This is a genomic window from Rahnella ecdela, assembly GCF_019049625.1.
GTDB classification, from domain to species: domain Bacteria; phylum Pseudomonadota; class Gammaproteobacteria; order Enterobacterales; family Enterobacteriaceae; genus Rahnella; species Rahnella ecdela.
Genome location: NZ_JAFMOY010000129.1, coordinates 200,576 through 213,575, shown reverse-complemented (window position 1 = coordinate 213,575; position 13,000 = coordinate 200,576). Strand labels below are relative to the sequence as shown.

At 54.1% G+C, this 13,000-nt stretch carries 8 protein-coding genes and 3 tRNA genes; 7 read left to right on the top strand and 4 right to left on the bottom strand.

Annotation, left to right across the window (positions count from 1 at the left end; all coding sequences use genetic code 11):
- The first annotated feature begins 210 nt into the window (after positions 1-210).
- Together J1784_RS16800 and J1784_RS16795 are read left to right on the top strand one after the other, a co-directional pair.
- Entirely contained in the window at positions 211-1,575 is a 1,365-nt protein-coding gene (locus J1784_RS16800) for a nucleobase:cation symporter-2 family protein (protein ID WP_217150177.1), read from the top strand.
- Positions 1,576-1,667: 92 nt separating this feature from the next.
- Positions 1,668-3,026: an 8-oxoguanine deaminase gene (locus J1784_RS16795; RefSeq protein ID WP_217150176.1), complete on the top strand. Its 1,359-nt coding sequence runs from the start codon at positions 1,668-1,670 to the stop codon at positions 3,024-3,026.
- A gap of 94 nt (positions 3,027-3,120) precedes the next feature.
- Here J1784_RS16795 and mscM read toward each other — a convergent pair whose 3' ends face one another.
- From mscM to rsgA, 3 genes are all read right to left on the bottom strand, one after another.
- A complete protein-coding gene (gene mscM, locus J1784_RS16790; RefSeq protein WP_217150175.1) occupies positions 3,121-6,489 on the bottom strand; it encodes a miniconductance mechanosensitive channel MscM in 3,369 nt (1,122 codons plus the stop codon).
- 47 nt (positions 6,490-6,536) lie between these two features.
- Positions 6,537-7,568, bottom strand: a complete 1,032-nt coding sequence (asd, locus tag J1784_RS16785; protein WP_217150174.1) for an archaetidylserine decarboxylase — start codon at positions 7,566-7,568, stop codon at positions 6,537-6,539.
- A 182-nt stretch (positions 7,569-7,750) separates the two neighbouring features.
- Positions 7,751-8,788, bottom strand: a complete 1,038-nt coding sequence (gene rsgA / locus J1784_RS16780; protein ID WP_120134194.1) for a small ribosomal subunit biogenesis GTPase RsgA — start codon at positions 8,786-8,788, stop codon at positions 7,751-7,753.
- Between the two features lie 126 nt (positions 8,789-8,914).
- On the opposite strand from rsgA, the gene orn reads away from it, so the two are divergent.
- From orn to J1784_RS16760, 4 genes are all read left to right on the top strand, one after another.
- Entirely contained in the window at positions 8,915-9,460 is a 546-nt protein-coding gene (gene orn / locus J1784_RS16775; protein WP_217150173.1) for an oligoribonuclease, read from the top strand.
- Positions 9,461-9,664: 204 nt separating this feature from the next.
- Positions 9,665-9,740: transfer RNA gene (locus J1784_RS16770), tRNA-Gly, on the top strand.
- 59 nt (positions 9,741-9,799) lie between these two features.
- A tRNA-Gly gene (locus J1784_RS16765) sits at positions 9,800-9,875 on the top strand.
- 60 nt (positions 9,876-9,935) lie between these two features.
- Positions 9,936-10,011 (top strand) — tRNA-Gly (locus J1784_RS16760).
- 314 nt (positions 10,012-10,325) lie between these two features.
- On the opposite strand, the gene queG is transcribed toward J1784_RS16760, so the two are convergent.
- Positions 10,326-11,480, bottom strand: a complete 1,155-nt coding sequence (queG, locus tag J1784_RS16755; protein WP_217150172.1) for a tRNA epoxyqueuosine(34) reductase QueG — start codon at positions 11,478-11,480, stop codon at positions 10,326-10,328.
- Here queG and nnr point away from each other — a divergent pair.
- A complete protein-coding gene (gene nnr / locus J1784_RS16750) occupies positions 11,479-12,993 on the top strand; it encodes a bifunctional ADP-dependent NAD(P)H-hydrate dehydratase/NAD(P)H-hydrate epimerase (protein ID WP_217150171.1) in 1,515 nt (504 codons plus the stop codon). The two genes, queG and nnr, sit on opposite strands and share 2 nt — an antisense overlap.
- The last annotated feature ends 7 nt before the right edge of the window (positions 12,994-13,000 follow it).

Here is a 13,000-nt window from a genome sequence, read left to right as displayed (position 1 = left end):
CGCCCCATTATTGTGCAATAAACCCAAAATCGCGCATTTCATGAAACAAAAGTACTCAAATTGCGCAACGCTGATTTTAAAGTTTCAGTGTCAGGCTTCGGTCGGCAAACCGCTTCAACAGGGCATTGCGGGTGCCTTAACTGAAATTTTTCTGCTGCTGGCCTGATTTATGCATTACCGGATCATCACTCATCATCCGGAAAACCCGATATGTCAGAATCCAACGACAAAGAACTTCTTTATGGACTGGAAGAACGCATTGCACCGGCACCGGCATTTTTCACCGCCATCCAGCATGTGCTGGCGAGCGTGGTCGGGATTATCACGCCGCCGCTGATTATCGGCTCGGTTCTCGGGCTTAATGCGTATCTGCCGTATCTCATCAGTATGTCTTTACTGGCGTCCGGCATCGGGACATTTATTCAGGCGCGCCGGTTTATGTCGGTCGGCGCAGGCATGATTTGTCTGCAGGGCACCAGCTTTGCGTTTTTGGGGGTGATCCTCTCCGGCGGCATGATGGTCAAAGGGCGCGGCGGTTCGCCGGAAGACATCATGGCGATGATTTTCGGGGTGAACTTTGTTGCGGCCTTTATCCCGCTGCTAGTCAGCCGGTTTATCGGCCAGATGCGCCGCGTGTTTACGCCACTGGTGAGCGGCACCGTCATTGCGCTGATCGGCATCAGCCTGATTAAAGTCAGTATTACCGACTGGGCGGGCGGTCATGGCGCAACGAATTTCGGCGCACCGGCCAATCTCGGGCTGGGCGCACTGACGTTGCTGGTGATTGTCGCCTGCAACCGTATTAACGTGCGCTGGCTGCGTCTTTCCTCCATCGTTCTGGGGATTGTTGTCGGTTGCCTCGCCGCGGCACTGACCGGCCATCTTAGTGCGAAACCGTTGCAAGGCGACTGGTTTGCGTTGCCGCAACTTTTCCGTTTTGGCTTTAAATTCGACTGGATTATTTTCGTGCCGATCGCCCTGGTCTCGTTTATCAGCATTCTGGAAGCCGTGGGCGATCTGACCGCCAACTGCATGTTGTCGCAGCAGCCAATTGAGGGGGAAAGCTTCCGTAAACGCCTTAAGGGCGGCATTCTGGCCGACGGCATCAGCTGTCTGATCGCCGCGGCATTTTCCTCGTTCCCGAATACGACCTTTGCGCAAAACAACGGTGTTATCCAGATGACCGGCGTCGCCAGTCGCTATGTCGGTATGTATATCGGCGCGGTATTATTAGTACTGGGCTTGTTCCCGTTTATCGGCGAAATCCTGCAGCAAATTCCGGCACCCGTTCTGGGCGGCGCAACGCTGGTGATGTTTGGCAGCGTAGTCGCGGCGGGCATCCGTATCATGACGCAGTCACCGGTCGGGCGTCGCGAAATGCTGATTATCGCCATTGCCTTTGGCATCGGTCTTGGCATTGAAGCCGTGCCGGATGTGCTCAGCCAGTTCCCGCCAATCGTCGGCAATATCTTCGGGCATGCGGTGACCAGCGGCGGCGTTATCGCTATTCTGCTGAATCTCCTGATGCCGGCGGAACGACTGACTATCGCCCCTGAAGAGGTAAAAGTTCACTGATCTCCCGCGCGTTGCGCCCCTGGATCAGCAGACAGGGCATAACTGAGCTGACTCACTTTTTGAATTTACTGACCTTAAAAAGGAAGTCAGACATGTCAGAGCAACGCACGTGGATCAAGAATCCGCTGGCCGTTTTTACCGCTAATGAACTCGATGCCCGCGGCGGCATCGTCATCGAAGGGCAGAAAATTACTGAGTTGCTGGCCGCCGGTCAGCAGCCTTCACAACCGGTGGATCATATCTTTGATGCCTCAGAATCTGTTCTGCTGCCGGGGCTGATTAACACCCATCACCATTTTTATCAGACACTGACCCGCGCCTGGGCGCCCGTGGTCAACGTGCCGTTATTTCCGTGGCTGAAAAAGCTCTATCCCGTTTGGGCGCGTTTAGGGCCAGATGCGCTGAGACTGGCCAGCCGCGTCGCAATGGCTGAGTTGCTGCTTTCCGGTTGCACGACTACCACCGATCACCACTATCTTTTCCCACAGGGCATGGAAGAAGCCATCGACGTGCAGGTTGATGTCGTGCGTGAACTGGGCATGCGCGCTTTGCTGACCCGCGGCTCGATGAGTCTCGGCGAGGAACAGGGCGGTCTGCCACCGGAACAAACGGTGCAATCGGGCGAGGTGATTTTACAGGACAGCCAGCGTCTGATTGACCGCTATCACCAGCGCGGTGAGGGCGCATGGATGCAGATTGCGCTGGCGCCGTGTTCACCGTTTTCTGTCACAACAGAGATTATGCGTGAGAGTGCGATGCTGGCGCAGCGGGAAGACGTCCGGCTGCATACGCATCTGGCGGAAACGCTGGATGAAGAACAGTTTTGCCTGAAAATGTTTGGCCTGCGCACCGTCGATTATCTGGAAAGCGTCGGCTGGCTGAGTGACCGGACGTGGTTGGCGCACGGCATTCATTTTAACGACGACGAAATCCGGCGTCTGGGCGCAGCGGGAACCGGTATCTGCCATTGTCCGGTGTCGAATATGCGGCTGGCTTCCGGCATGTGTCCCACACGGGATCTGGAAGCCGCAGGCGTGCCAATCGGTCTGGGCGTGGACGGTTCGGCGTCGAACGATGCCTCGAATCTGATGTATGAAGCGCGACAGGCCTTGTATCTGCAACGTCTGAAATACGGGGCAGAATACGTCACGCCGGAAAGAGTGCTGGGCTGGGCGACGCGCGGCTCGGCAACACTTATCGGACGCGATGATATTGGTCAGATTGCAGTAGGTAAACAGGCCGATCTGGCGCTGTTTAAACTCGATGAATTACGTTTCAGCGGCAGTCATGATCCGATTGCCGCACTGTTATTGTGTGGTGCGGAAAAAGCCGACCGGGTAATGGTTGGCGGTATATGGCGGGTGATCGACGGCCAAATCGTCGGCATGGATATCAAATCGCTGATATCACATCACCGTAAAGCGGCAGCGGCGCTGATCGCAGATATTTAATTCCGGCACGTAAAATTGTGGCGTAAAAAAGGGCAGAGAAATCTGCCCTTTTTGCTGTTCTTTAACTGCTTACTTAAGCGCTATAAATCGACTGCTATAAATCGCCCGGTGAGCGCGAACTGTTCCCGCTGCGGCCACTGCCGCTACTGCTGGTAAAGGTCGCGTTATTACCATTTTGCGCACGATGCAGCGTTTCCATCCGCACCTGGAATGGCGGGAACGGCAGGGTAATGCCGTGCTCACGGAATCCGGCCAGGATCAGCTGATGGATTTCGTGGCGAAGCGGCATACGGTGTGCCATTTCAGCGGCATGCATGCGCAGTTCGAAAATCTGGATCCCCTGCTGCAGATCGACCAGATAAGCTTCCGGCGCAGGCATATCCAGCACCAGCGAGCAGCGGTGCGCCGCATTGAGCAGAATTTCCGTCACTTCTTCCGTGTTGGCTTCCGACGGAGCAGGAACGGTCAGTACCACACGGGTTACCGAATCAGACAGAGACCAGTTGATGAACTGTTCGGTGATAAAGGCCTTGTTCGGCACGATAATCTCTTTGCGGTCCCAGTCGGCAATCGTGGTGGCACGGGTGTTGATCTTAGTGATGCTGCCGGTCAGATTGCGGATCGTCACGGTATCGCCGATACGGATCGGTTTTTCAAACAAGATGATCAGGCCGGAAATAAAGTTGGCGAAGATCTCCTGCAAACCAAAGCCGAGACCGACACCGAGCGCGGCGACCAGCCATTGCAGTTTTGCCCATTCGATGCCGATCAGCGAGAAGCCGGTCAGTCCACCAATCAGCAGCAACACGTATTTGGTTACGGTCAGCACGGCATAACCGGTGCCCGGCGTCAGATCCAGATGTTGCAGCAAGGCCAGTTCCAGCAACGCGGGCAGATTACGTACCAGCTGCGTGGTGATAATCAGCACCAGAATGGCGATCAGCACAGATCCCAGCGTGATCGGCTGCATGCTTTCCACGCCCTGCACGGTGGAGGAAACCTGCCACAGATGAATATTTTCCAGGAACGAGAAGGCTGAGTGGATCTCAGACCACAGGAAGATCACCGAGATCAGCGCGATCAGCGTCAGCAGTGAACGAACGAGGCGCAGCGATTGCGCGGAGATCGCATCCAGATCGACCACCGGTTCTTCTACTTCAACCGTGCCTTCATTACTGGTGCTGATATGATTCGCATCTTCCTCGCCACGGGCGCGCTGATTCAGCATTTCTGCACGGCGCTGTTTGGCGCGCTCAAATGCGATACGGCGGCGCTGAATCAGCATCCAGCGGCGGATAATGTGATAAATCACCAGCAGGACGAACCAAATGGCGACTGAGGTTTCCAGACGCGCCAGCAGCGCCTGTGACGTCGCCAGATAGCCCAGCAGCGAGGCCAGTGCAGCGACAATCGGCGCGCCCAGCAGCATCCACCACAGCGTATTGTTGATGACGTTTTCGCTGTTGCCCTTTTTATCGTGATACAGCGGAATACCGGCACGTTTCAGGCTGTGAGTCACCAGCGCCACCACCAGACACAGAATGACGAAGCATAACCGCCCGAGCGTGTTGGAGAATTCGCGGTCATTCAGATTATCGAAGGTAATCAGCGCCATAATCAGCGGCACCATTACCCAGATGGACAACGCGTAATAGCGCAGTGCGCGTGAAACGGCTCGCTGGGGCCAGCCGAAGTGTGCCACAAATAATCCCTGAGGATGTGCCAGCGCGGCGCTGACCATAAACGCCCACAGAATGGGCAACGTGGCAGTCACGCCATCACCAATCGCTACCGCAATCGGATACGGCCAGGCACTTTGCAGGCCGAAGCCAAGCGCGGCCCACAACACCGGCAGCGGCATTGCCACCAGAATCGACCAGAATACGGTGCGCATCGTCAGCGAGAAATGATCCTGCGTGACTTTGCCGACCTTGCTGCTGGCGCGCGCCAGGAATGCGTAATAGTGCTTGCGGGAACTGATGCTGATAATCACCAGAATCAGCGCACCGAACAGCGGCAGCAGCGTTTCTTTACTGGTGACCATCATCATGGAAGCGCCACCAAGCTGGGTCAGTGAATCGAGCGAGACCAGACGTTTCAGATCATGTGCCACCTGCACCGGATAAGAAATCCCGATAGCGCTGACGTCCGCCACCCAGAACAGATAGCGGTGCGCGGCTTCATGTACGTCATTCAACGCTTCGACCAGCTGGCTGTTGGCCACTTTCAGCTTGGTCAGTTCAAGAATTTGTGTATCGCAGCCCGAGAGCAGGGAATTGAGCAAATCACGCTGAGTCCGCAACTGGGCATCGAGAATTTTCTGCTGTGCCGCGGTCAGCGGTTTACCGTCGTCCTGCCTTGCCTGACGGTAAATCGGCTGCTTATCGAGGAGATCTTCATAATGCAGACGCTGAACGCGCAGCTGGCCCATATCGCGGTCAAGCTGTTGCGGTTTCGGCATATCCGGCAGACGTGCTACCTGCGCCCGCAGCGTTTCTCCCAGAAGATTAGACGCGCCCAGCCACTGCGCCTGTTCGCGAATGGTATTAATCGCCTGACGTACTTGCTGAGTCTGAGCGGCAGCCTGACGCTGCTGGGAGGAAATCAGATCCATCCGCTGCGCCTGTTGATTCAGTGCCAGTGACAACTCGCGGTTGGACTGTAACTGCTGGCTGATAGAATGCGGCAGTTCGCCACTTTGCTCGGCCAGCAGCTCGGTTTTTTCAAGCGCCTGTTCGGCTTCACGCTGGCGCTGATTATTGAGCGTATTGCGTAAAGCCTGTAATTGTTGATCCAGATAATCGGCGCGCTTTTTGTAGAGATCGGTGCGCATCCGCGACAGTTCCTGCCGGTTATTGGCAGAAAGCTGAGCCAGCTCGAGCTCATCGACTTTGGCTTTTCGCGCGGCAGATTCAGCCTGCAGCGCACTGAGTTGCGCCTGTGCGAGAGGGGATGACGTCGCAGCCGTCGCAGCCGCCTGCATCCGCTGCTCAATGTCACCGAGCGCATTACGGGCTTCAGACTGTTGCTGCGGGATCAGGCTGAGAGAATCGCTGATATCGCGGGAACGGTCCTGCTCCTGGCGTAACTGACGGGTTTCTTCCAGCTGCTGGCTGCTGACCTGCAGAATTTGCTGCTCGAGCTGAGCGGTGGGAATGCTGTCATCAACCGCTGGCGGTTTATCCGGCTGATTTTGTAATTCCAGACGCAGGGCCTGCGTCAGTTTTGGAAAGTCATCAATGACTCTTTGGTACTGTTCGGTGCGACCGGCTGAAACACTGGCTTCATTCAGCCAGTTGAGTGCGCTTTGCAGCGCCTCAACTACCTGCGTCTGATTGGCCATTTCTTTGTTGGCTTCCGCCTGTTTCAGTTCCTGTTTGAGCTGATCTTCAGTTGGCGCTGCACCCGCCATCAATGGCAGGGACAGCAATACACTCATCAGCAAGGCGGGGATCAGGCGCACTCGGTCACATCCTTTTTTTCAGTTCTTTATGTCAGTTCAGTCTGAACTTAGTAGTCTTTAGGCGCTTGTGGTTCAGCTGTCGCCACACCAGCCGGTGTTTCTTTTGTGACAGGCGCTTCTGCGGCCACAGGTTCCCCGACTGCTGGTTCTGCAACTACTGGTTCTATGACCACCGGCTCAACAACTACCGGTTCTACCGTTGCAGTTGCGGGGGTGCGCAGAGCTTCGGCGAATGGTTCGCCCATGCGGGTGACGGTGCCGTTTTTCAGATTTGGCATGAAACGGGTCTGGTTGGCGGCAAACAGGTTGATCACTGTAGAACCCAGCTTGAAGCGGCCCATTTCCTGACCTTTTTCCAGTGCGATGGCACCTTCTAAGCCTGCAGCCGGATAGGTCCAGCGCTTGATGATGCCTTCACGCGGTGGCGTGACACAGCCTGCCCAGACGGTTTCGATACTGCCGACAATCGTTGCCCCGACCAGAATCTGCACCATCGGCCCAAATTCAGTATCAAAGACGCAGATGACCCGCTCGTTACGGGCGAACAGATTTGGCACGTTGGCAGCGGTCAGCGGATTTACAGAGAACAAATCGCCCGGCACATAAATCATTTCGCACAGCACGCCGTCGCACGGCATATGCACGCGGTGATAATCGCGCGGTGCCAGATAAATGGTGGCGAACTGGCCGTCTTTGAACTGCTCAGCCAGCAGATAGTTACCCGCCAGCAGCGCTTCTAAACTGTAGAAATGGCCTTTCGCCTGGAAGAGTTTGCCATCGGTAATTGCGCCTAACTGGCTGACTGCACCGTCGGCTGGCAGGCAAAGCATGTCTAAGCCGCTGACTACCGGACGTGCGCCATCACGCAGCGGACGAACGAAGAATTCGTTGAATGTCGCGTAAGATTTCAGATCCGGATTTTGTGCTTCTTTCATGTCCACGTTATAAAAACGCGCAAACGCTTTGATTACCCAGTGGGTCAGCGTGGCTGCGCGTTTATCTGCGCCCCAGCCTGCAAGACGGGTCAGTCCTTGTTTAGGAAGTAAGTGTTGCAGTTTGATTTTGATACTGTCCAGCACGGGGAGAACCTCTTGGATGGAATGAATGACCGGTGTTACCGGCCATTTTGCAGGAAACCCTGAATCTTGTTCAGGGTCACGCAGTGTTGTATGGCGGAGGATTGTAACGGGGTGAAATCAACGGTTCAACTTCCGTTAACTTCACCCGTTTGCCATTAACATGTTAATTCAATTAATTAGCATTAAAGCGCGTCAAAGTTTTTACGCGTTTTTACGTCTTCCATGCTTTCCAAAATACGGTGGTAGTTGTCGAAACGTTCTTCGGCAATTTCGCCACGGTCTACGGCGTCGCGGATCGCACATCCCGGATCACTGCCGTGTTTGCAGTCACGGAATTTACAGTAGCCGAGGAAAGGACGGAATTCGACAAAGCCCTGGGTGATTTGCTCTGGCGCAAGGTGCCACAGACCAAATTCACGCACGCCCGGAGAATCGATCACATCACCGCCATGCTGGAAGTGATACAGACGCGCGGCGGTGGTGGTGTGCTGACCCAGACCTGAGTTATCAGAGACTTCATTCACCACAATTTGTTTTTCATCCGGTGGCAGAAGAGCGTTCAGCAGGCTCGATTTCCCCACACCGGACTGACCCGCGAAAATACTGATGCGGTCGGTCAGCGCTTTTTCAAACGCCGGCATGCCTTCGCCGGTCTGACTCGACACTTCGAGTACGCGGTAATTAATATTGCGATAGATATCCATCATGCCCTGAACGAATTTACGACCTTCGTCGTCGAGCAGATCAATTTTGTTGAGCACAATCAGCGGCTCAACTTCAACGGTTTCGCACGCAACCAGATAACGGTCGATAATATTCAGCGACAGTTCCGGAAGAATGGCGGAGACAATGACAATCTGGTCAATGTTCGCGGCGATGGGTTTTACGCCATCATAGAAATCAGGGCGTGTCAGAACGGATGTGCGTTCGTGTACCGCCTCGACGATACCTTTCACACTGGTGTTTTCCCCGGCGCGCCAAACAACGCGGTCACCGGTGACCAGAGAACGGATGGTACGGCGGATATTGCAACGGTGCTGGCTGCCGTCGGCCGCTTCAACGTCCGCATGCATCCCGAAACGGCTGATGACAACGCCGTCCTGCGGTTCGCCATGCAGAGAATCGTCCAGCTCTTTCCGTTTGTCGGTCTGTGTCAGACGACGCTGATGGTTAGTCTGAACGCGACGTTGTTGCCCTTTAGACAGTTTTGACTTAGTCACTGCGCCTCACTTGACTGGCTTTAATCGCTCGGTGCGACCAAAACGACTATGATACCAGCTATTTTATATTAAATGCCCGAATGACGGAGATCTCCGTCAACTCTCTACTTTGTAACAGGACACATCATGGCTGCAAATGACTCGAACTTAATTTGGATCGACCTGGAAATGACCGGTCTGGATCCTGAACGTGACCGTATTATCGAGATTGCGACGCTGGTGACCGACGCGCATCTGAACATTCTGGCTGAAGGGCCGGTGATGGCAGTACATCAGTCTGACGCTCAGCTGGCGCTGATGGATGACTGGAATGTGCGCACGCACACCGGCAGCGGTCTGGTTGAACGTGTAAAAGCCAGCCCGTTTGATGACAATGCGGCGCAGCAAAAAACCATCGAGTTCCTGCGCGAGTGGGTTCCGGCAGGTAAATCGCCGATTTGTGGCAACAGCGTCGGGCAAGACAGACGTTTCCTGTTTAAGTACATGCCGGAGCTGGAAGCGTATTTCCATTATCGCTATCTGGACGTCAGCACGCTCAAAGAACTTGCGCGTCGCTGGAAGCCGGAAGTGCTGGGCGGCTTTAAGAAGCAGAATACCCATCAGGCACTGGATGATATCCGTGAATCCGTGGCCGAGTTGGCGTATTACCGTGAGCACTTCATCCAGCTTTAAGCTTTCTTGGATATACCTGAAATCTTTTTTATTACGCCGCGGAACACGAAATCACCGTGTTTCGCTGATTAAATCACCGGGTTGGTGGTTTAATCAGCACTTGAACGAAAAATTCATTTTTTTGCTTTCAGGGGCTTGCGGCAGAAAGGATTTCTCGTATAATGCGCACCCCGTACCGATGAAGAATTTCGTTGAGTGCGCAGAGCGGGAATAGCTCAGTTGGTAGAGCACGACCTTGCCAAGGTCGGGGTCGCGAGTTCGAGTCTCGTTTCCCGCTCCAAATTTTTAAGTTGTACAGATTTAAAGATTCTAGATGTAGAAAATGCAGTGCCATGCGACGCGGGAATAGCTCAGTTGGTAGAGCACGACCTTGCCAAGGTCGGGGTCGCGAGTTCGAGTCTCGTTTCCCGCTCCAAAATTTCAAAGACTGTACTTTTTTGTAAATGACAGTACAGCAGATGCCAGACACTTCAATGCGGGAATAGCTCAGTTGGTAGAGCACGACCTTGCCAAGGTCGGGGTCGCGAGTTCGAGTCTCGTTTCCCGCTCCAATTTTCTTCTTCGATACAAAATCATTTCTTTATGCCTTTCTGGTGCATATTTCGTGCGCGAATGAAACAATCATTACACGGTTTGTATTATTTTTTTAAACAGACTTATCCACAGGTTTAGTTGTTTTTTTACACTGTCTGTTTTCTGCGCTTGCCATATTGCCAAAATCTAACTTATTGATTTAAATAGTAATGAATTTATAACGAAACGTTATGACGATCTCTTGCTCTTTTTTTTGCACTTGATTGGCAAAGCATTTTTATTTTTATGCACAGAAAATTATGCAATGCAGATCAGCGTTTTTTGGGAAATGTTATGCATCCCTTGGCAAACCTTTTTCCACCGCGCGAATCAGCCGTTTCTGCTGTAATGTTTGCACTTCGACACGATGTTCATTTCTTCTTTCTACCTGTTGAGCGATAGCCCAGCTGATATGTTCATCCAGTAGCGCATTTTCCCCTTCACGTGAATGCAGAGAATTCATCACTTCCGGCGAGTAGGGCGCATTGCCCAATGCCACCGCAATATTGCGCAGCCAGCGCAGATGTCCGATACGCCGTATCGGCGATCCTTCCGTGATGCGTAAAAATTTTTCTTCCGTCCAGCCAAACAAAGTCATCAGTTCCGGCGCATGCAGCGCGGCACGCGGACTAAAATCTTCTTCATCAGTCAGTTGTGAATAACGGTTCCACGGGCAAATCAGCTGGCAGTCATCGCAGCCATAGATGCGGTTACCCATCAGCGGGCGGAATTCTTCCGGTATCGCGCCTTCGAGTTCGATAGTCAGGTAGGAAATACAGCGACGGGCGTCAACGGTATAAGGCGCGACAATGGCGCCGGTCGGACAAGTGGTGATGCACGCCACGCATTTCCCGCATTTTTCTTCCTGGGGCTGATCGACGGGTAAAGGCAAATCAATCAGCAGTTCCCCGAGAAAGAACCACGAGCCGGAATCACGGTTAAGAATAAGTGAGTGTTTACCAACCCAGCCAAGACCGGCTTTCGCCGCCAGCGGGCGTTCCATGACCGGTGCGGAATCCACAAAAGGACGGAAAGTGACAGTCTGATCCGTCTGTTCAGTGCAATGTGCCTGGATCATGTCGCCCAGTTTTTTCAGGCGCTGGCGCAACACCTTGTGATAGTCGCGCCCCAGGGCATAACGGCTGACGTAACCCAGTTGCGGATTATTCAGGGTTTTGGCAAAGGCGGCTTTGGCAGGCAGATAATTCATACGCACGCTGATCACCCGCAGCGTGCCGGGCAGTAATTCATGCGGGCGGGCACGCAGCATGCCGTGGCGCGCCATCCAGTCCATCTCGCCATGATATTGTTTATCAAGCCAGTCTTGCAGTTTTGGCTCTTCAACAGATAAGTCTGTATCGCAGATGCCAACCTGCTGGAAGCCTAGCGATTGGCCCCATTGCTTGATATGTTGAGCCAGTTGAACGAGATCGAGAGGGAGTGTCATGACGAACCAACGTGAAAAACGAAACGAGGCGAGTTTACCACATTCCGTGTTTTCTGCTGACTGGCTGCGAAAAGCTGAGCGTCAGGCCGCGCAGGAAACGGGGATTTCTCTGTTTACCCTGATGCAGCGTGCGGCTAAAGCCGCTTTTTTGCTGGCGCAGCATGAGTTTCCGCATACACGCCACTGGCTGATTTTAAGTGGCCACGGCAATAACGGCGGCGATGGCTTTGAAGTGGCGCGTCTGGCGAAAACTGCCGGAATTCGCGTGACACTGCTGGCTGTAGAAGGCAGTAAACCGTTGCCTGAAGAAGCGGAAACGGCGCGACAGGGCTGGCTGAAAAGTGGCGGAGATGTCCGTACTGCCGAATCGGCATGGCCGGATGACGCTGATCTGATTATCGATGGTTTGCTCGGCACTGGTTTGTCTTCTGCTCCACGCGCACCTTATGACGCGCTGATAGATGCTATCAACTCAGCATCTTTGCCTGTCGTCTCATTGGATATTCCTTCCGGTCTTGACGCACAAACCGGTCAGGCCGCGGGGAAGGCGGTACACGCCACACACACTGTCAGTTTCATCGCCCTGAAACCCGGTTTACTGACCGGGCAGGCGCGCGATTACACCGGCAAATTGCATTGTAATGCGCTCGGGCTGGAAAGCTGGCTGGGCGGACATCTTGCGCCGTTACAACGTTTAGATGCGACGCAGCTGGGTACATGGCTGCATCCGCGCCGTCCATGTTCTCATAAAGGTGAACACGGGCGTTTACTGGTCGTTGGCGGCGATACCGGTTTTGCCGGTGCTATACGAATGGCGTCGGAAGCCGCGCTGCGTACCGGTGCCGGACTAGTGCGAGTACTCACTCACAAAGAGCACGCAGGTCCTTTACTAACAGCCAGACCTGAACTGATGGTGAAGGAACTCACCGCAGAATCGCTGGATGATGGGCTTGAATGGGCAGATGTATTAGTCATCGGCCCCGGTTTAGGCCAGAAAGAATGGGGCAAACAGGCGGTCGATCGCGTGGCGGAATGGGATAAACCAGCCTTATGGGACGCTGATGCACTTAACCTGCTGGCAATCAATCCACGGAAACGGCAAAATCGCGTACTGACGCCTCATCCCGGCGAAGCGGCCCGTTTACTCGGTTGCAGCGTGAAGGAAATTGAGAGTGACCGCTTACTTTCGGCACAGAAGCTCACGGCCCAATATGGTGGTGTGGTGGTGCTTAAAGGCGCAGGCAGCCTGATTGCCAGTGAACATGGCGAAATGGCTGTGGCGGATGTCGGCAATGCCGGTATGGCATCCGGCGGTATGGGCGACGTGCTTTCTGGTATCATTGGCGGATTGCTGGCTCAGAAACTCAATATATTTGATGCGGCCTGCGCGGGTTCAGTAGTACATGGCGCTGCCGCAGACGAAATTGCCCACCGGCAGGGAACGCGCGGTATGCTGGCAACTGATCTTTTAGCGGTGATTTCCCCGTTAGTTAATCCAGACCTGAAGAAATAGATATCAC

Excerpts from the sequence above, each read along its gene's own strand:
- orn (WP_217150173.1), top strand. The coding sequence starts at position 8,915 with ATGGCTGCAAATGACTCGAACTTAATTTGGATCGACCTGGAAATGACC.
- J1784_RS16800 (WP_217150177.1), top strand. The coding sequence starts at position 211 with ATGTCAGAATCCAACGACAAAGAACTTCTTTATGGACTGGAAGAACGC.
- J1784_RS16795 (WP_217150176.1), top strand. The coding sequence starts at position 1,668 with ATGTCAGAGCAACGCACGTGGATCAAGAATCCGCTGGCCGTTTTTACC.
- nnr (WP_217150171.1), top strand. The coding sequence starts at position 11,479 with ATGACGAACCAACGTGAAAAACGAAACGAGGCGAGTTTACCACATTCC.
- queG (WP_217150172.1), bottom strand. The coding sequence starts at position 11,480 with ATGACACTCCCTCTCGATCTCGTTCAACTGGCTCAACATATCAAGCAA.